Genomic DNA, 18,447 nt, shown 5'->3' with positions numbered 1-18,447 from the left:
GACGGTTCGGTGTATCGGCGTCTGTTTCGCTGAGCGAAGACGCCGACGATGCGCGTGGGGCGCAGATTTTCGAATGAGACTTTTCTTGCGAAGGCGGGGGTGTAGCCGAATGCGCCGGCCTGCCGGCGGCGGCTACGCTCACGACGACGCCTTCGATATGCCCAAGATCAGCGCCACGATCGCGTATGGCGTGCGTGTCGCTCGGACGCGGCATGACGCTCGCGGGCGACGCGCGCCGAAGTATCGATCCGAAGCTGCCAGTGCATCTGCCGATCCTGATTGCTGATTTGTAAAAGGAAATTCTAACCCATCGCGAAAAAGGCCGTTTGCCGGCGCCACCATCGGAAAGACGCCTTCGCGCGTCTCTTTTCGACGCAAATCCGCCTATTTGCGCGCTTTTCGCCGACCGCCCGGCCGGTCGGTCTCGTCCGAAGCCGGAGAAGCGGTCCTTTGCGGCTATCATTGATGCTTTCGCCCTGAGAAACCGCAGCTTCGGCCTGCCTGACGATTTCCCGCATGAAACATCCCGACTACCTGAAGAAAGTGCTGACCGCGCGCGTCTACGATGTCGCGCGTGAAAGCGAGCTCGAGCCCGCCCGCAGTCTGTCCGCGCGGCTGCGCAACTCCGTCTATCTGAAGCGCGAGGACAACCAGCCGGTGTTCTCGTTCAAGATTCGCGGCGCCTATAACAAGATGGCGAATCTCCCCGCCGACGTGCTCGCGCGCGGCGTGATTACGGCGTCGGCGGGCAATCACGCGCAGGGCGTGGCGCTGTCGGCGGCGCGTCTGGGCTGCCGCGCGGTCATCGCGGTGCCCACGACCACGCCGCAGGTCAAGATCGACGCGATTCGCGCGCACGGCGGGCCGACGGTCGAAGTGGTGCTGGCGGGCGAATCGTATAGCGATGCCTACGCGCGCGCCGTCGAGTTGCAGGAAGAACGCGGCCTGACCTTCGTGCATCCGTTCGACGATCCGGACGTGATCGCCGGCCAAGGCACCGTCGCGATGGAAATCCTGCGCCAGCATCAGGGCCCGATTCACGCGATCTTCGTGCCGATCGGCGGCGGCGGACTGGCGGCGGGCGTCGCGGCGTATGTGAAGTCGGTGCGCCCGGAAATCGGGGTTATCGGCGTGCAGACCGAGGATTCCTGCGCGATGGCGCGCTCCATCAAGGCGGGCGAACGCGTGACGCTGACCGAAGTCGGCCTGTTCTCGGACGGCACCGCGGTGAAGCTCGTCGGTGAGGAAACGTTCCGCCTGTGCAGCGAACTGCTGGACGAAGTACTGACCGTCGACACGGACGCGCTTTGCGCCGCGATCAAGGACGTCTTCCAGGACACGCGCAGCGTGCTGGAGCCCGCCGGATCGCTGGCGGTGGCGGGCGCGAAGCTGTATGCGGAGCGCGAGGGCATCGAAGGAAAAACGCTGATCGCCGTGACCTCGGGCGCGAACATGAATTTCGACCGCATGCGTTTCGTTGCCGAGCGCGCGGAGGTCGGCGAGGCGCGCGAAGCCGTGTTCGCCGTGACGATTCCCGAGGAGCGCGGCAGCTTCAGGCGATTCTGCGAGCTCGTCGGCGACCGCAGCGTGACCGAGTTCAACTACCGCATCGCGGATGCGCAAGCCGCGCATATCTTCGTCGGCGTGCAGATCAAGTCGCGCGTGGAAACGGCGCAGATGATGTCGGCGTTCATCGAGCATGGCTTCGCGACCGTCGATCTGTCGCACGACGAGCTTTCGAAGCAGCACATTCGATACATGGTGGGCGGTCATTCGCCGCTCGCGCACGACGAACGGCTGCTGCGCTTCGAATTTCCGGAACGGCCGGGCGCGCTGATGAAGTTCCTTTCGTCGATGGCGCCGGACTGGAACATCAGCCTGTTCCACTATCGGAATCAGGGCGCGGATTACAGTTCGATTCTCGTGGGCATTCAAGTGCCGCAGTCGGACAACGCGGAGTTCGAGCGCTTCCTCGCGACGCTGGGCTACCCGTGGTGGGACGAGGGCGCGAATCCGGTGTACAAGCTGTTTCTCGCGTAAAGGCGCAAGCCGATGGCTTTCACGCTCGAAGACAAGCTCGTCGTCGCGATTTCGTCGCGTGCGCTCTTCGACTTCGAAGAAGAGAATCGCGTCTACGAAACCGGTGATCTCCCGCGCTACGAGGCCCTGCAACGCACGCGGCTGGATACCCCTGCGAAGCCGGGTGTTGCGTTCGGCCTCATTCGCAAGCTGCTCGCGCTGAACGCGCACGAGCAGCGCGTCGAAGTGGTGATCCTGTCGCGCAGCGATCCGATCAGCGGGCTGCGGGCGTTTCATTCGTGCCGAGAGCATGGCCTCATGATCGAGCGCGGCGTGTTCACGCGCGGCCGCTCGCCGTTTGCGTACTTGAAACCGCTGCGGGCGTCGCTATTTCTGTCTGCCAATCCCGACGATGTGCGCGACGCGCTCGCCGCGGGTTTTCCGGCGGCGCGTGTGCTGCCTGAAACGCCGCGCGCCGCGAGCCGTTATGCTGACGAGATTCGCATTGCGTTCGATGGTGACGCCGTGCTCTTCTCCGACGAAGCCGAGCGCGTGTTTCAGGCCGATGGCTTATCGGCGTTCGTCGGCCATGAGATCGACAAGAAGGATTTGCCGCTGCCGGGCGGGCCGCTGAAGCCGCTGCTGGCTGCGCTGAACAAGCTGCAACGCATCGCCGACGACAACGAGAAGGCGTCGTCGATGCACATCCGCACCGCGCTCGTCACGGCGCGCTCCGCTCCCGCGCATGAACGCGCGATCCGGACGCTGATGGCGTGGGACATCGAAATCGACGAAGCGATGTTCCTGGGCGGACTCGACAAGGGCGAATTCCTGCGCGAATTCGAACCCGACTTTTTCTTCGACGACCAAATCCGCCACTGCGAATCGGCCCGCGTCGTGACAGCGACCGGACACGTTCTCAGCGGCATAGCGAACGCATCATGACACCCGACCAATCTCCGCTCGGCAAGGCCGTCAACTATACGGAACAGTACGATTCTTCCCTGCTCTTTCCGATCGATCGCAAGCGTGCGCGCGATGCCATCGGCGTGCCGGCGCGGCTGCCGTTCTTCGGCACCGATATCTGGAACGCTTATGAATTGTCGTGGCTGAACCGGAATGGCAAGCCGCAGATTGCAGTGGCAACGTTTTTCGTGCCGGCGGAATCGCCGAATATCGTGGAATCCAAGTCGTTCAAGCTGTATCTGGGCTCGTTTGCGCAGACGCGATTCGATTCCATCGATGACGTGCGATCCGCCATCAAGCACGATGTCTCCGCAGTGTGCGGCGCGACGGTTTCGGTGCAACTCACGGCGCCTGCGGACTTCGGCAAGCTCTCGATGGAAGAGTTCGATGGCTTGTCGCTGGACCGGCTCGATCTCGACTGCGATGTTTATGCGCCGGATGCGTCGTTGCTCAAGGCATCGCACGACGAAGCGCCGATCGACGAGACGCTGTTTTCAAACCTGCTGAAGTCGAATTGTCCGGTGACGGGACAACCGGATTGGGGCAGCGTGCAGATTCGCTATTACGGCGGACAGATCGATCACGCGGGATTGCTGCGGTATATCGTGTCTTATCGCGAGCACACGGGCTTTCATGAGCAATGCGTCGAGCGCATTTTCATGGACATTATGCGGGAATGTAAGCCGGAAAGGCTTGCGGTTTATGCGCGCTATACGAGGCGAGGAGGACTGGACATCAATCCTTTCCGGACGAATTTCAATTTGCCGATGCCGGATAATGCGCGGTTGGGGAGGCAGTAATTGGTCTGTGAGAGCGGGGACGCCCGGGCGCGTTTCTGCTTTCATCCAATCGCATCGCGCTGAGTGAACACTTGTTAGCCGCCTTCCTCCAATGACTGCGAAACGCGGCCTTGCCCACCGAGGACAAAGCCGCCCTGATAATTTGCCCTCAGCCTTCCGCCTTCTTATAAGCCACGCAATCCACCTCGACCTTGCAATCGATCACCATCGACGACACGACACAAGCCCGCGCCGGCGGATTCGCGCCAAAATACTCCTTGAACACTTTGTTGAACGAAGCAAAATCGCGCGGATCATCCAGCCACACGCCGCAGCGCACGACATGCTCCGTGCCGTACCCCGCCTCCTCCAGAATCGCGATGACGTTCTGAATCGCCTTGTGCGATTGCTCGACGATACCGCCATTGATCACCTCGCCATCCTGCATCGGCGTCTGTCCCGACACGAAGAGCCAGCCATCGGCTTCGACCGCGCGTGCGAACGGCATATGCGCGCCGCCTTGTCCCTTGCCGCCTTCCACGCCATAACGCTTCATCATTCCACTCCTTTTCTCACGCAATAAATTCTCAGAACGCGCCGGCCGCATCCACTTTCGATGCGGCACCCCGCGCCACGAAACGTCCCGCGCGCGCGCCCGTCACGGCCTGCTCGCGATACGTCAATACGCCATTCACCCACACCGCGTCGATGCCGTCGGCCGCCTGCTGCGGCTTCGCGAACGTCGCGGCATCGCGCACGCGCTCGGGATCGAACACGACCAGATCCGCGTGATATCCCACCTTCACTTCGCCACGCTCGCTCAAGCCGTAGCGCCGCGCCGACAAGCTCGTCATCTTGCGCACCGCCTCCTCGAGCGATATCAACGCCGTATCGCGCGCATAGTGGCCGAGCACGCGCGGAAACGCGCCCCACAAGCGCGGATGCGGCAGCGGATCGTTCGGCAAGCCATCGGAGCCGATCATCGTCGCGGGATGCGACAGGATGCGCCTCACGTCGTCCTCCGACATGTTGTGATACACCGCGCCGGCCGGTTGCAGGCGCTTCGCCGCTTCCTGCTGGCTCACGTTCCACTCGGCCGCCACTTCGCCGATCAGCTTTCCCGCCATCTCCGGATGCGGCTCGGACCACGTAATCGTGATGTCGATATCGCCCGTCACCTGCTTGAGATCGAGCGTCGATGAACTGCGGTCATACGGGTAACAATCGCAGCCGACCGGCTGTCCGCCGCGCACCGTCTCCAGCGACTTCAGCACTTCCACGCTGCGTCCCCAGTTCGACGGCCCCGCGCACTTCAGATGCGAAATCACCACCGGCACGCTCGCATGACGGCCGACGCCGTACGCTTCGTTCATCGCATCGAGGATCGCGTCGAACTCGGTTCGCATGTGCGTCGTATAGAGCGCGCCCGCACGGCCGAGCGGCTCAGCCAGCGCCTGCACTTCCTCGGGCGGCGCGTTGAAGGCCGATCCATACGCCAGCCCGCTCGACAGCCCCAGCGCGCCGTTATCGAGCGCTTCTTCGAGCTGCACGCGCATGCCGGCGATTTCATCGGCGGTTGCAGCGCGGTCCAGCCGGTCCATGTGATTGTTTCTCAGCGCCGTATGGCCGATCAGCGCGCCGACGTTCACCGAAGGACGCGCGCCGTTCACCGCATCGACGTAAGCGGCGAAGGTCGGATACTGAAACGCCGATGCATCGCCGAGCAGGTTCATCGGGTCGGGCGGGTCGCCCTTCAGCGTCACCGGCGACGCACTGATCCCGCAATTGCCCACGATCACCGTCGTCACGCCCTGCGTGATCTTCGGCATCATCTGCGGCGAGCGGATGACGTGCGTGTCGTCGTGCGTGTGAACGTCGATGAACCCGGGCGCGAGCACCTTGCCTTGCGCGTCGAACACGTCGGCGGCGGTCCAATCGGACAGACCGCCCGGCTCGGCCATCGCAACGATGCGTCCGTCGCGCACCGCGACATCGCGTTCGACGGCGGGCGCGCCCGTGCCGTCGATCACACGCGCGCCGACGATCAGCGTATCGGCCTTCTCCATGGTCGCCATGATCAATCTCCCAAAGGTTGACGCTCGCCGCCGCCGCGATGCGCGTCGAGCGCGTGCTTCATGCGGCGCAGCAGCTCGCGGCTGCGGTCGGCCTGCTTGACGGCCAGTTCGGTGACGAGCAGATCCAGCGCCATCATCATCGCGTAGCGGGACGACGACGGCTTGTAGATGAAATCCGTTTCTATCGCGATGACCGGAATCAGCCAGTCCGCGAGCGCGCCCAGCGGCGACGCCGGCGCGGTCAGCGCAATCACGCGCGCGCCGTACTCGCGCGCAAGCCGGCAGCTTTCCAGCATTTCGGGCGTCTGCCCGGTCACGGACAGCGCGACGACCACCTGATCCTTCGACAGCGTCGCGGCCACCATGCGCTGCAACAGTCCGTCCTGATACGACGCCACCGGGCGCCCGAGCCGCACGAGCCGGAAGCGCATCTCGTCGGCAAGCGCCGTCGAGCCGCCGCCCATGCCGAACACGTAGACCATCGACGCGGCCGCGAGCGCGTCGGCGGCCTCGGCGATCGGCGCGGCACGCAGCGCGCCCTGGTTCTGCGCAAGCGTCGCCTGCACTTCGTCGAAGATGCGCGCGGCAAGCGAAGCGGGCGCGGCGTCGCCATCGTCGGCGTCGCCTTTCAGGAAGCGCTGGCCGACCGCCGCCGCCTGCGCGAGCCGCAGTTTCAGTTCGCGCACGTCCTCGCAGCCGACGGCCTTCGCGAAGCGCGTCACCGTGGCGATGCTGACCTCGGCCTTGTCCGCGAGCGCACCGATGCTCGCCCGCGACGCGCCCGTGAGATCGTCGAGAATCAGCGCGGCGACCTTGCGTTCGGCGCTGCGCAATTCAGGCGCGCGCTCCGCGATGCGGGCGACGATATCGAAACTGAGCGGATCGGCGTGGCCGTTCATCGTGCGGGTCGGGTTTACGCTGTGTGCGTGTTACTAAATAACATTTCCATCGCCGATGCTACTTTGGGTACCATAGTGCCGTCAACCGCAGCGTCATTAAGCATCGACAGAAATGCATTCAAACGCACGATGGAGCAGCATCACATGAAAGTTACAAACTATCAGAACGCGACGATCGACCCGTTCGGCAAGGGTCTCGGCATGGTGCCGGGCACGGGCATCCAGTTGAAGGACGCGGGGCGTCTGCAATGGAACCTGCTCGAAGAAGAAGTGAGTCTGCCCGCCGCCGTGCTTTATGCGGAGCGCATCGAGCACAACCTCGAGTGGATGCAGGCGTTCGTCGGTGAATACGGCGTGAAACTGGCGCCGCACGGCAAGACGACGATGGCCCCGCAGCTCTTTCGCCGCCAGCTCGACACCGGCGCGTGGGGCATCACGCTCGCCACGGCGCATCAGGTGCGCGCGGCGTATCGCGGGGGCGTGCATCGCGTGCTGATGGCGAACCAGCTCGTCGGCAAGCGCAACATGGGCATGATCGCGGAGTTGCTGACCGACCCGGACTTCGAGTTCTTCTGTCTGGTCGATTCAGCCGATGGCGTCGATCAACTCGGCGCGTTTTTCAGCGACGTTCGCAAGAAGCTGAACGTGCTGGTCGAACTCGGCGTGCCGGGCGGGCGCACCGGCGTGCGCGACGATGCGCAGCGCGAAGCCGTGCTCGCTGCGATCGCGCGCTGGCCGGACACCATCGAACTCGCGGGTGTCGAACTGTACGAGGGCGTGCTGCAGGACGAATCGAAGGTGCGCGAGTTCCTGAAAAGCGCCGTCGATGTCACGCGCACGCTGAGCGCGGAAGGCAAGATCGCGCGCAAGCCGGCGATTCTGTCCGGCGCGGGATCGGCATGGTACGACGTCGTCGCCGATGAATTCGCCAAGGCGAACAGCGACGCGATCGAAGTCGTGCTGCGGCCGGGCTGTTATCTGACGCACGACGTCGGCATCTACAAGAAGGCGCAGAACGAAATCTTCGCGCGCAATCCCATCGCCAGGAAGATGGGCCAGGGGCTTAAGCCAGCCCTTCAGTTGTGGGCCTATGTGCAGTCCATTCCGGAGCCGGATCGCGCGATCATCGGTCTCGGCAAGCGCGATTCGGCGTTCGATGCGGGCATGCCGGAGCCGGCGAAGCACTATCGTCCGGGCAACGACGCGCCGCGCGATGTATCGGCGGACGAAGGCTGGGAAGTGTTCGGCCTCATGGATCAGCACGCGTATCTGCGCATCAAGCCGCGCGACGACGTGAAAGTGGGCGACATGATCGCGTTCGACATCTCGCACCCGTGCCTCACCTTCGACAAGTGGCGTCAGGTGCTCGTCGTCGACGCGAAGTATCGCGTGACCGAGGTCATCGAAACGTTCTTCTAGGCCTTGTCGTCGATGGCCGCCGACGCGTTCGATGCGGCCACGTCCTGAATGCGCGCTTCGAGCATGTGAAGCGCGCTGGACAGCGCTTCGATGGCGTCGTCGGGCATCGCGGCCATCGTGTCGTGCAGAAACGCGTTGCGGCGCGGCAGACCTTGCTCCGTCGCCGCGCGGCCCTGCGCCGTCAGCGCAACGTTCGACACGCGGTTGTCCCGGGCATCCACGCTGCGTACGATCCACCCGAGCGCTTCCAGCGTTTTCAATTGCCGCGTCAACGCGCCGGGATCGACGCGCAGACGCTCCACCAGCATTTTTTGCGACACCACGCCCGCGTGTTCGTGCAACGCGAGGAGGATGCGCCAGCGCGGCATCGGCTGTCCCACTGCCGACTCGAACGCCGACATGAACGCGCGATACGTGCGTCCGAACTGTTGCACCACGGCGATACGATCCTGTTCGTTCATGCTCGTGCCTTCCTCGATCTTCATTCGGCGAGAATGACCGGTTCCTGCGGGCCTTTCAAGCGCACGGGCGGCACGCGGCGCGATTGCCACACCGAGAGCACCGCGACCACCGCCGCCACCGCGAGTCCGATGTGGATGGCCGCGACGAGCGCCTCGCGCGCGGCTTCGAGGAGCATCGCGCCGTCGTGGCCGGCTGCCGTCAACTGCGCGAGCACGGTCCGCTGGCCTTCCTGGTTGATGAGAATCTGCGGATCGGAGAGATCGGCGAGCCAGTGCGTCGCGCGATCCTTCGTCAGCGCGAGCTCGACGCCGCTCGCATACAGGTGGCTCACGAGCGTGCCCGTCAGCGCGGTGCCGATCATCCCGCCGATCATGCGCAGCGATTGCAGCAGCGCCGTCGCGATGCCGAGATGCTGGCGTCCCGCCGTCTGCTGCGCGAACACCGTGAGGTTCGGCATGACGAAGCCGAGCCCTAGGCCGCCGAGCAGCATGAAGACGAGGAGCAGCGCGCGCGGCATCGCATGTGTGGCGACGACCACGCCGAGGCACGATACGACGAGCAGGCTGAAGCCGACATAGAGCATCGGATTCGCGTTCGACAGGCGCGTGACGATCCGTCCATTGAGAATGCTGCCGATGGTGATGAACACGACGAGCGGCGTGATCATCATGCCCGCGTCCTTCGGCGACATGCCGAATCCGCCCTGGAACAACAGCGGCGCGTAAAAGAGCAGCGAGAACATGGTGAAGCCGCCCATGATCGCGAGCGTGAAGAGCGCGGCGAGGCTCGGATTGCGAAACATGTCGATCGGCAGGATCGCGTAGCTGCAACGCAATTCCCATTTCCAGAGCGCGTACGCCGCGATCACGCTTGCGGCGAGCAAGGTCAGCGTTTCGACGCCGAGCCCATGCTTCGGCAGCAATTCGACGAATAGTTGCAGCGCGCCGAGCGCAACGGCGATCAGCGCCGCGCCCGGCCAGTCGAGGCGCATCTTTCCTTCGTGCGCCACGTGCCGGAGATGCGGCAGAAAACGCCACACGAAGAATAGCGATAACACGCCGACCGGCAGGTTGACGTAGAAGACGGACCGCCAGCCCGTGTATTGCGTGAGAAAGCCGCCGAGCGACGGGCCGACCGCGTTCGCGATGCCGAAAGCCGAACTCATCAGCACTTGCCAGCGCAGGCGCACGACGTTATCCGGGAACAGGTCGGCGATGCACGCGAACGCAGTGCCGACAAGCATGCCCCCGCCGATGCCCTGCAAGCCGCGCGCGAGCACGAGGAACATCATGCTGTTGGCGAGCCCGCACAGCACCGACGCGACCGTGAACACCACGATCGACGCGATCACGAAAGGCTTGCGGCCGTAGTAGTCACCGAGCCGCCCGAAAATCGGCACGGTGATGACGGATGTCAGAAGATAAGAAGTGGCGACCCACGCATAAAGGTCGAAGCCCCTCAGTTCGGCGACGATAGTGGGCAGCGCCGTGCCGACCACGGTCTGGTCGAGCGCAACGAGCATCGTGACGAACGAGACGCCGAGCATCGCCATGAGCGATTCGCGGAACGGCAAGACCTGCCCGCTCGAATGATGCGCGGCTGTATGAACGGCCATTTTTTGTAGGCGCAATTGTTGACTAGTCAACGGAAAATGAATCATAGCACGGGGCTGCGCTCTAAGCTTCGTGGTCAACTTCTCATTTCGAAACCAGAAACACGCATGGAACCGACGCCGATCATCACATCGCCACTTACTCCCGAGGACTTCGCCGCCCTCTCCCGCGCGAAGGAAGCGCTCGAAAGTCCGTCGCTGACGATGAAGCTCGCGAGCGTCATCGGCGCGCCGATCGAAAAACTGATGGGCCGCCTGCCCAACGCGGCGCAGGAGAAAATCGACGAAGCCACGCAGGTCGCGCTCAAGAAATGCCTCCAGATCGCGCTGCGCACGCTCGGCAAGGGCTCGTCGGCCGGATCGCTTCTCGCGCCGCCGCCCGACAAGCCAAGCAATCTGCTGCACAAGCTCGCCGTCGCGACAACCGGCGCGGCAGGCGGCGCGTTCGGGCTGTTCGCGCTGCCGGTCGAGCTGCCGGTCACGACGACGCTGATGTTTCGCTCCATCTGCGACATCGCCCGCAGCGAAGGCGAAGACGTGCATCGTGTCGACACGCAACTGCAATGCTTGATGGTGCTCGGCATGGGCGGCACGCGTAAGGACGACGACAACGCCGACCTGGGCTACTTCATCGTGCGAGGGGCGCTGGCGCAGTCGGTGTCGCGTGCGACGAGCGAAATTTCGGCGAAGGGGCTGGCCGGACACGGTTCTACGGCGCTGCTCAAATTCCTGCAGACGATCGCTTCGCGTTTCTCGGTGCAGGTGAGCGAGCAGGTGGCCGCGAAGTCCGTGCCGGCAATCGGCGCGGTGCTCGGCGCGATGGTGAACACCGTTTTCATCGACCACTTTCAGCAGATGGCGCACGGACACTTCACCGTTCGGCGGCTGGAACGGCAGTACGGGACGGCGGCGGTCGAGCGCGCGTATCAGACCATCGAGGTGATGGGCGGACGGTGAATTCCCGCCGATGCAGTTGCCGGCACCGATGTCACGGCGTCGATGAACCGCGCGGCCTGCGACAGCGCCTCGCGCGCCTCGGGCATGAACGGCGCCCAGATTTGGAAGATGTGCGGCACATTGCGCCAGATTCGCAGGTTGACGTGCACGCCTGCTTTGCGCGCTTTATCCGCGGCGCGAGTTGAGTCGTCGAGCAGGAGTTCTGTGTCGGCGACGTGGATCAGGAGGGGCGGCAAGCCTTCGAAAGCGCCGAACAACGGCGAGGCGTACGGGTGTCTCGCGTCGGCTTCGCCCAGATATTGCGCTGCGACCTTCGGGAACACTGCCGCATGGAACATGGGATCGCGGCCTTCGTTCGCCTGCATCGATGCGCCGCTGCATGTCAGGTCCGTCCACGGCGAGAAGAGCACGATGCCGGCCGGCAGGGCATCGCCGGCGTCGCGGAGCGCAAGTGCGGTCGCGAGCGCAAGGCCGCCGCCGGCCGAATCGCCTGCGATGACGATCGATCGCGGCGCGATCTCATCTCCGACGAGCGCGCGGTACGCGGCGATGGCGTCATCGACTGCGGCCGGAAAGCGATGTTCGGGCGCGAGGCGGTAATCGACCGAAAGGACGTCCGCATGCGCGCGCACGGCAAGCCCGAAGCTGATCGCGCGGTGGCTGCGCGGCGAGCAGAAATAATAGCCGCCGCCGTGAAGATAGAGGATCGTGCTGCGCGGCTCGGCTGTGCGGAGCCATTCGCCGTCGCTTCGGATCTCGAGATGGTGACTCTTGGGCACGCCCGGCGACCAGATGCGGCGCGAGGTGTAGGCCCGCGCGCGATCGACGTCGAGCATCGGCTTTGCCGTCTCCGGACGCATGCGACGCCGCACCGCCCAGCACGCCAGCGCACTTTGCCAACTCATCTCAGTTGGACGGCATCACCTGACCGCGAAGCTCGCCGGTCGGGTTCTCCTGTGTGTGAATGTTGAAGTACCACTGGCCGGCCATGAGGTCGGTCACCTGTTGCTCGGTGAGCGTGGCCTGCCCTTTCATTGGGCTGGACAGCGCGCGTTTGTCGACCGGCACCTGCACCTTGGCGTTCTGGCCGACCGGCGCTGGGCCGTGGAAATGGGCCATGCTGACCGGGCCGGATAACTCGGCGTAGGTGGCGGTCCAGGTGAGTTGGCGAGTTTGCGTGTCGAATGTGGCGTCCAGCAGGCCGTGGCCTTTGCTCACGCGTGGCGGGACTTCGCTTGAAGGTTGCAGATTCGCCTTGAGCGCGACGACGTCGGCACGAGCAACGGTCGATGCCGCGAGCGCCAGGACGATGGCAGCGATGCGATGGACACGTGGTCTGCATGTCGAGAGCATTTTTCGTCCTCCGTTTTGTTGCTGGCAGACGCTCAGGCGGCGTCGGCTGCATCGTCATGGTAGTGCATTCGGATATCTGACGCTTCCTTGGCTTCCTCCATTGACGACGGACGAAAAAAGGGCGCCTTGCGGCGCCCTTTCCTTGCTACATAGCTACAACTGCGTACTGCTCAGCCCGCTTTAGAAGCGGTGACGGATACCCGTCGTCACGAGAACCTGACGGTTGCTCGAGGAGGTCGGAACGCCGCTGATGCCGGCGTTCGGCATCACGCCTTCCGGCAGACCGCTGGCGATCTGCATCACGCCTTCAGCGTAGATGTCGGTACGCTTCGACAGAGCGTAATCCGTCTGCAAGCCGAACTGGTGGAAGCGGACGCGGGTCGAATCGCCCGTACCCAGATCGGTCATCTTGGCGTTCGTGAACGTGTAAGCAGCGCCCAACGAGAGTGCCGGCGTCAAAGCATAACGACCGTTAACTTCGTAGTTGTTGATGATGTTCGAACCAACGTTGGAGTAGTAGCTATCCTGACGGGTTTGCGTCCACAGCGCGCCGAAAGTAACAGCGCCGATCGAGTAGCTACCGCCTGCACCGAAGGTGCGCTGGCGATCGATGCCAGCATACGCGATTTCGCTACGGTCGAAGTTAGGCACGTCAACCGTAACGCCCGTGATCGCGCTGCCGTAGTTGCCGCCGTTGTTGTGCAGGTTCGCTTGCATGTATGCAGCGCCCAGCTTCAGGCCAGCATTCGCATAACCAGCACCGAGGCTGTACGCACGGTTAGCTGCGAAGCTGCCAGCTGCATTCGAGAATGCGTACAGGCCGCTGAACGTCAGGCCAGCGTAGTTCGCGCTTTGGAACTTGATGGAGTTGTTCTCACGGAACAGATCGCCGTTCAGATTGTCCAGGTTGCCCGGATGTGCGAAGAACGTGCCGCCCCACGAGCCCGTTGCGCTGATCGGGCCGAGGTAGTCGGTAACGGAATCCGTCTGATGGCCGAGCGTGACGGTGCCTGCGTTGGTCGACAGACCAACGTAAGCTTGGCGACCGAAGCCGCTACCGCCCAGGCTGCCGCCGTTAGCCACGTCGAAGCCGCTTTCCAGCGTGAAGATCGCCTTCATGCCGCCGCCCAGATCCTCAGCGCCACGCAGGCCCCAACGGCTCATGTTGACGTTGCCGCCACGCATGTTCCACTGGCTGTCCTTGTAGTGGTCTGCGTTGTCCCCAGCGTAGACATTGTTCACATACGTGAAGCCGGCATCGACCAAGCCATACAGCGTAACGCTGCTCTGCGCGCTCGCGGCAGTTGCGAACGATGCGGCGACGGCCGCTACAATCAGAGTCTTTTTCATGTGTATTCCTTTGAAAGAGTCGTATGACTCGATAGGGTTGCTCGCGGCGTCTCGACATGTTCGGGATCACGTCCCGCTGTATGCCATCCACCGTTATTCGGCAGCCCAAAGTGTATGGCTCCCCTTTTTGCCGCCACCACCCCAAAGGCACACAAAAATCTTTTCGAACAATTCGAAAAATCGAATTTCAATATGAGTTAACGCTTAAACGTCTTGCACTTACCGAAGTACCGAAATGTTGCCTCAACCGGTCTTTCTCACCCTTAGTTGCGGACATGCGACAGTGGTCTGATAGCCACACGCTGTGATAGTCAGACTTCTCCGATTACTCCGTCCTGCAGGACCGCATACCATCGCGCACGCGAGAGCGGCGCTTCCTCACCGCTCGCCCGACTAAGGAAACGAGCACCTGCCTATCGCTCGAAGTTTTTCTGAGCCATGAATCAATTGCAAGCGATGCGCGTCTTTCTCAAAGTCGCCGAAACCGGATCTTTCGGCCGCGCCGCCGCGGCGCTCGATCTCTCCAACGCGGTAGTCACCCGCTACGTCTCACTGCTCGAAACTCATCTGAACACGCGCCTGCTGAACCGCACGACGCGCAGCGTGTCTCTCACAGAGGCCGGAAGAGCCTATGCCGACGGCTGCCGCGCGGTGATCGAACAGGTCGAGACAATTGAAGCAACAGTAGCGAACAGTTCCGTCGATCCGTCCGGAACACTCAAGCTCGTCGCATCCGCATCGTTCTCGTTGCTGGAACTAACCCCGATGCTGCGCGCGTTTCGCGATCGCTATCCGAGCGTCAAGCTGCGGCTGACGCTGCTGCACCGCCCGGTCGACCTCGTCGATGAAGGTTTCGATGCCGGCATCGTCGTGCCGCATCTCGTCAATAGCGGCACACTCATCAATCGTCCGTTGTTCAAGGTTGCGGCGGCGCTCGTCGCATCGCCGGAATATCTGGCGAAGCGCGGCGTGCCCACGCGGCCCGCCATGCTGACGAAGCACGACTTCCTCGCGCCATCGACCGACATTCACAGTTCCACGTGGACGTTCATCGGATCGTCAGGAGAACACGAGGATGTGTTGCTCGATCCCGCCTATACAGTGAACAGTTCGCCGATGCTGCGCCAGGCCGCAGTATCCGGAATGGGCATTGCCGTGCTGCCGGAGAGCTACGTGGCGCAGGACATCGAAGCCGGTGCGCTGGTGCGCCTCTTGCCGGGCTATTCGATCGATGATGCGGACAAGCAAGTGTCCATCGTCTATCCCGGCCGACGGCACGTCTCGGCCAAGACGCGCTCTTTCGTGGATTTTGCGCTCGCGTATTTTCGCGATCGCGCGCCCGCCGAAGCGGGCATCGTCGTCACGCCGGAATAATCAGCGGGCCGAAGTGCGCGACGCGATTCGCGTTGCGCTCTCCCGCGTCACGCGATGGCCGCGCACTGCGCCTCGATGCGCTCCAGCAATTCCGTGCATCGCGCGATCAATGCGCGGCCCTCGCGCCGCCTGACATCGGGGCTCTTCTCCGGCAGATCGCGACGGAATGCTTCGAGTGCATCCAGCAATGGCCGATACTGCAGCACGCTCGCCGCTCCGAACACGCGATGATGCCAGTCGCGCAAGTGGTCGACCGTGCCGTGCTCGAGCAGTTCTTCGAGCGCGGACAGGTCATCGCGGAAAGACGAAACGAACGCATCGAGCAGCGCCTTGACGGTCGTTTCACTGCCCCACAGTTGCGCCATGCCGCTGATATCGAGCGCATCGGTGGCGTCGCTCCCTTGTGACAACGCGTTCTGTGCTTGCGCGCGGTGCCTGTGCTGCCGGCGCTCCGGCGTCTTCCAGCGATTCAGATGCTCGCGCAGCGTGGCGAGGCGCGTGGGCTTGATGAGGCAGTCGTCCATGCCGGCTTCGCGGCACCGCGTCTGCTCGCTCGAACACGTGCTCGCGGTGATGGCGAGAATCGGCAAGCGACGCGACGTGCCTTTCTCCTTCGCCCGTACGCGGCGCGCGAGTTCGTAGCCGGTCATGTTCGGCATGTGGCAATCAGTAATCAGAAAGCCGTAGCGCGTCGTTTCGAGCGCCGCGAGCGCCTCGGCGCCATCGTGCACGACATCGCACGCGAAGCCGAGCAAGGAGAGCTGATGCCGGATCAACTCCTGATTCACCGGATGATCTTCCGCCACCAGCACCAGCCGGCCGCTGCGCAGCGCCTGCTCGCGGCGGGGCGCTTCCAGCTTCGCGTCCTGGCCGAGCGTCGCGTTGACGGCGACTTGCGGCATGCCCGTCAGCGCGGCGACGCACGCCGCCCCGAGTCCCCGCCATGAAAGCGGATTCACGCTCACGCGAATGCCGTCTTCGAGAATCCGATAGCCGGTTAGCTTCGGCTTCTCCGTGACGTGGATCGCTCGCAAACCGAGCGGCAGGCGAACATTGCGCGTGTCGCTGAAGAAGACGAGATCGACGCCGTCGAATGTATCGAGCGAATGCAGGCGCGGATGGTCGGGCTCGATCCGCTCGAGGTTCAGGCCGAGCGCGTGGCCGAAGTTGAGCAGCGCGATTGCGACGAAGTCGTCGTCGACCGCAACGATGCCGTGCCTGCCGCGCAGCCCCTCCATCTGATACTGCTGCGTTTCGACGGGCATCGTGAGACGCACCGTCATCGACGTGCCGACGCCGAGTGCGCTCTGCAGCCTCAGCGTGCCGCCCATCAACGCGACGAGCCTGTTGCAGATCGTGAGTCCGAGCCCGGTGCCGCCGAAGCGCCGGGTTGTCGACGTCTCCGCCTGCACGAAGGGCTCGAAGAGCTTGTCCTGCGCTGCGGGATCGATGCCGATGCCGGTATCGGTCACACACAGTTCGATGACTTGTTCAGACGCGCGGCGTTCGACCGCGCGAACCTCGAGTGTCACCTCGCCCCTGATGGTGAACTTGATGGCGTTGCTCAGCAGATTGAAGAGAATCTGACGCAGGCGCACGCTGTCGCTGCGAAGGCTCGCCGCCACTTCGGGAGCGACATCGACACGCACACGCAAGCCCTTCTCGTGCGCGCGCCCCGCGAGCAGCCCGACAGCATTGTCCACCAGTTCGCGCAGGTCGATCGGCGTCGATTCGATCGTGAGCCGCCCCGCCTCGATCTTCGTGTAGTCGAGCAGATCGTCGAGGATTTGCAGCAGCGCGCTCGCCGAATCCTGAATCATGCCAAGCATCTGCGACTGGTCCGGATTCAGGGGCGTGTTCTCGAATACTTCGACGAGGCCGAGCACGCCATTCATCGGCGTGCGGATTTCGTGACTCATCATGGCCAAGAAGTCATCCTTGGCGCGCGACGCCGCTTCCGCCGCGTCCCTTGCGCGCGCAAGTTCTTCGGCACGCGCATGTTCCACGGTCGCATCGGCCCAGTAGCCGCTCCAGACGACCGCGCCGGCGTCGTCTTCCCGACGCGCGACCAGGTCGGCACGAATCCACCGCGTGCCGCCTTTCACGTTGACGCGGAATTCAGTGTGCAAGGGTTGCAGCGTGTGCGACGACGTTTCGATCTCCGCAAGCAGGCGCGCGCTATCTTCGACATGCACGTGATTCAGCACGCTGACCGGACCGTCGGCGAGCGCCGTCACGTCAATCCCGAGCAACTGGCGGGTATCGCCATTGAGATAGGGCAAGCTGTATCGTCCGTTGCTCGAGCGGCGTAACTGAAAGACGACGGCCGGCAAGGACCGCGTGACATCGTGCAACCGTTGTTCGGTGCGGCGCGCGCGCAGTTCGGCATCGCGGATATCGGTGATGTCGATCATCGTGCCGACGATGCCCGCGCGGTCGCCATTGGACGCGGTGAACGCCCCGGTCCAGAAAAGGCCAAATCGCGAGCGGCCGCGATTATCGATGAACTCGGCCTCGATCTCGTGCCGTTCGCCCGTATCGAGCGTCGAGCGGCAGATATCGTTGAGCAGCCGGCTGTTGGCGTCGCCCCACGCGCCGGCCTCCACGCTCGTCCGGCCGATGATGTCCTCGCGCCGCACGCCCAGCGCCTCTTCGAACGCGCGGTTGACGGCGATGTAGCGATTGCTCATGTCCTTGGCGACGAGCGGGTATGGCACGACTTCCATCATCGTCTGCTGGAAGCTGAGTTGAGTCGCGAGTTGCTGCTCGATGACGATGCGCCGGTTCATCTCGCGCTGCAGAAGGACGAACGCGCGCAGCGTCACGCCGAACACGGCGACCACGCCGATGAGCGCGGGCAGCAGGCGAAGCGCGCTGATGTCCCATCCGCAAACCGGTGCCGGAAGATCCGGGCTCGCCGCCATGCACGCCGGGGACAAAAGGGCGAGCAGCAGGAACGAATGACGCGTGAACGACGATTTCAATTTGACTCTCTCAGGAAGACGCGTGCCTCTGCGGCGAGGCCGGGCGGCGTGCAGCCGCGCCGGCGACGTTCGGCTGCGGCTGCGGCATGCGCGGTCATGGCGAGCCATCGAGAATCTCTCGACGGACATCGTGTGAGTCTGAGCGCCCACGCATCGGAGGAAAATCAGACACCTCTCAAATACGCCTTAAGTCGCTCT

General features: G+C 63.6%; 15 protein-coding genes. 6 read left to right on the top strand and 9 right to left on the bottom strand.

Annotated elements, in window-relative coordinates:
• Positions 1-516 precede the first annotated feature (516 nt).
• From ilvA to queF, 3 genes are read left to right on the top strand one after another with little or no spacing between them, the layout of a single operon-like run.
• Positions 517-2,040, top strand: coding sequence for a threonine ammonia-lyase, biosynthetic (gene ilvA / locus P9255_RS21030; protein ID WP_309763398.1), 1,524 nt, complete (start codon positions 517-519; stop codon positions 2,038-2,040).
• A gap of 12 nt (positions 2,041-2,052) precedes the next feature.
• Complete coding sequence (locus tag P9255_RS21025) at positions 2,053-2,964, top strand: 5'-nucleotidase (protein WP_309763399.1); 912 nt, start codon at positions 2,053-2,055, stop codon at positions 2,962-2,964.
• Positions 2,961-3,785: an NADPH-dependent 7-cyano-7-deazaguanine reductase QueF gene (gene queF, locus P9255_RS21020; RefSeq protein ID WP_309763400.1), complete on the top strand. Its 825-nt coding sequence runs from the start codon at positions 2,961-2,963 to the stop codon at positions 3,783-3,785. The genes P9255_RS21025 and queF overlap by 4 nt, the downstream gene beginning before the upstream one ends.
• Before the next feature lie 148 nt (positions 3,786-3,933).
• Here the strand turns inward: queF and P9255_RS21015 are convergent, their stop codons facing one another.
• From P9255_RS21015 to P9255_RS21005, 3 genes are read right to left on the bottom strand one after another with little or no spacing between them, the layout of a single operon-like run.
• The gene (locus tag P9255_RS21015) at positions 3,934-4,320 is read right to left on the bottom strand and encodes a RidA family protein (protein ID WP_309765352.1); all 387 of its coding nucleotides are present in this window, start codon (positions 4,318-4,320) and stop codon (positions 3,934-3,936) included.
• Between the two features lie 31 nt (positions 4,321-4,351).
• On the bottom strand, positions 4,352-5,830 hold the full coding sequence (locus P9255_RS21010) for an amidohydrolase family protein (RefSeq protein ID WP_404980446.1): 1,479 nt from the start codon (positions 5,828-5,830) through the stop codon (positions 4,352-4,354).
• An 11-nt stretch (positions 5,831-5,841) separates the two neighbouring features.
• The gene (locus P9255_RS21005; RefSeq protein ID WP_309763401.1) at positions 5,842-6,738 is read right to left on the bottom strand and encodes a MurR/RpiR family transcriptional regulator; all 897 of its coding nucleotides are present in this window, start codon (positions 6,736-6,738) and stop codon (positions 5,842-5,844) included.
• Between the two features lie 144 nt (positions 6,739-6,882).
• On the opposite strand from P9255_RS21005, the gene P9255_RS21000 reads away from it, so the two are divergent.
• The gene (locus tag P9255_RS21000) at positions 6,883-8,157 is read left to right on the top strand and encodes an amino acid deaminase (protein ID WP_309763402.1); all 1,275 of its coding nucleotides are present in this window, start codon (positions 6,883-6,885) and stop codon (positions 8,155-8,157) included.
• Here the strand turns inward: P9255_RS21000 and P9255_RS20995 are convergent.
• Entirely contained in the window at positions 8,154-8,618 is a 465-nt protein-coding gene (locus P9255_RS20995; RefSeq protein ID WP_309763403.1) for a MarR family transcriptional regulator, read from the bottom strand. The two genes, P9255_RS21000 and P9255_RS20995, sit on opposite strands and share 4 nt — an antisense overlap.
• 20 nt (positions 8,619-8,638) lie before the next feature.
• A complete protein-coding gene (locus tag P9255_RS20990; RefSeq protein ID WP_309763404.1) occupies positions 8,639-10,234 on the bottom strand; it encodes an MFS transporter in 1,596 nt (531 codons plus the stop codon).
• A 105-nt stretch (positions 10,235-10,339) separates the two neighbouring features.
• Between P9255_RS20990 and P9255_RS20985 the strand changes: the two genes are divergently transcribed.
• Entirely contained in the window at positions 10,340-11,188 is an 849-nt protein-coding gene (locus P9255_RS20985) for an EcsC family protein (RefSeq protein ID WP_309763405.1), read from the top strand.
• On the opposite strand, the gene P9255_RS20980 is transcribed toward P9255_RS20985, so the two are convergent.
• The 3 genes from P9255_RS20980 to P9255_RS20970 all read right to left on the bottom strand — a co-directional run bounded on the left by P9255_RS20980 (position 11,158) and on the right by P9255_RS20970 (position 13,891).
• Positions 11,158-12,093 (bottom strand): alpha/beta hydrolase, encoded by a 936-nt coding sequence (locus P9255_RS20980; RefSeq protein WP_309790400.1) that lies wholly within the window; start codon positions 12,091-12,093, stop codon positions 11,158-11,160. The genes P9255_RS20985 and P9255_RS20980 overlap by 31 nt on opposite strands.
• Position 12,094: 1 nt before the next feature.
• The gene (locus tag P9255_RS20975; RefSeq protein WP_309763407.1) at positions 12,095-12,541 is read right to left on the bottom strand and encodes a CHRD domain-containing protein; all 447 of its coding nucleotides are present in this window, start codon (positions 12,539-12,541) and stop codon (positions 12,095-12,097) included.
• 180 nt (positions 12,542-12,721) lie between these two features.
• Positions 12,722-13,891 carry a porin gene (locus P9255_RS20970; protein WP_309763408.1) on the bottom strand — a complete coding sequence of 390 codons (1,170 nt, stop codon included), beginning with the start codon at positions 13,889-13,891 and terminating at the stop codon, positions 12,722-12,724.
• Between the two features lie 438 nt (positions 13,892-14,329).
• Here P9255_RS20970 and P9255_RS20965 point away from each other — a divergent pair, with 438 nt between their 5' ends.
• Positions 14,330-15,265, top strand: a complete 936-nt coding sequence (locus tag P9255_RS20965) for a LysR family transcriptional regulator (protein ID WP_309790398.1) — start codon at positions 14,330-14,332, stop codon at positions 15,263-15,265.
• A 47-nt stretch (positions 15,266-15,312) separates the two neighbouring features.
• On the opposite strand, the gene P9255_RS20960 is transcribed toward P9255_RS20965, so the two are convergent.
• A complete protein-coding gene (locus tag P9255_RS20960) occupies positions 15,313-18,249 on the bottom strand; it encodes an ATP-binding protein (protein WP_309763410.1) in 2,937 nt (978 codons plus the stop codon).
• Between the last annotated feature and the right edge of the window lie 198 nt (positions 18,250-18,447).

This window comes from Caballeronia sp. LZ019, from assembly GCF_031450825.1.
Taxonomy (GTDB): Bacteria; Pseudomonadota; Gammaproteobacteria; order Burkholderiales; family Burkholderiaceae; genus Caballeronia.
Note: the sequence above shows the minus strand (reverse complement) of the source record. Positions and strands in the feature narration are given on the sequence as shown.

Coding starts and splice junctions, on each gene's coding strand:
- ilvA (WP_309763398.1), top strand. CDS start 517: ATGAAACATCCCGACTACCTGAAGAAAGTGCTGACCGCGCGCGTCTAC.
- P9255_RS21025 (WP_309763399.1), top strand. CDS start 2,053: ATGGCTTTCACGCTCGAAGACAAGCTCGTCGTCGCGATTTCGTCGCGT.
- queF (WP_309763400.1), top strand. CDS start 2,961: ATGACACCCGACCAATCTCCGCTCGGCAAGGCCGTCAACTATACGGAA.
- P9255_RS21015 (WP_309765352.1), bottom strand. CDS start 4,320: ATGAAGCGTTATGGCGTGGAAGGCGGCAAGGGACAAGGCGGCGCGCAT.
- P9255_RS21010 (WP_404980446.1), bottom strand. CDS start 5,830: ATGGAGAAGGCCGATACGCTGATCGTCGGCGCGCGTGTGATCGACGGC.
- P9255_RS21005 (WP_309763401.1), bottom strand. CDS start 6,738: ATGAACGGCCACGCCGATCCGCTCAGTTTCGATATCGTCGCCCGCATC.
- P9255_RS21000 (WP_309763402.1), top strand. CDS start 6,883: ATGAAAGTTACAAACTATCAGAACGCGACGATCGACCCGTTCGGCAAG.
- P9255_RS20995 (WP_309763403.1), bottom strand. CDS start 8,618: ATGAACGAACAGGATCGTATCGCCGTGGTGCAACAGTTCGGACGCACG.
- P9255_RS20990 (WP_309763404.1), bottom strand. CDS start 10,234: ATGGCCGTTCATACAGCCGCGCATCATTCGAGCGGGCAGGTCTTGCCG.
- P9255_RS20985 (WP_309763405.1), top strand. CDS start 10,340: ATGGAACCGACGCCGATCATCACATCGCCACTTACTCCCGAGGACTTC.
- P9255_RS20980 (WP_309790400.1), bottom strand. CDS start 12,093: ATGAGTTGGCAAAGTGCGCTGGCGTGCTGGGCGGTGCGGCGTCGCATG.
- P9255_RS20975 (WP_309763407.1), bottom strand. CDS start 12,541: ATGCTCTCGACATGCAGACCACGTGTCCATCGCATCGCTGCCATCGTC.
- P9255_RS20970 (WP_309763408.1), bottom strand. CDS start 13,891: ATGAAAAAGACTCTGATTGTAGCGGCCGTCGCCGCATCGTTCGCAACT.
- P9255_RS20965 (WP_309790398.1), top strand. CDS start 14,330: ATGAATCAATTGCAAGCGATGCGCGTCTTTCTCAAAGTCGCCGAAACC.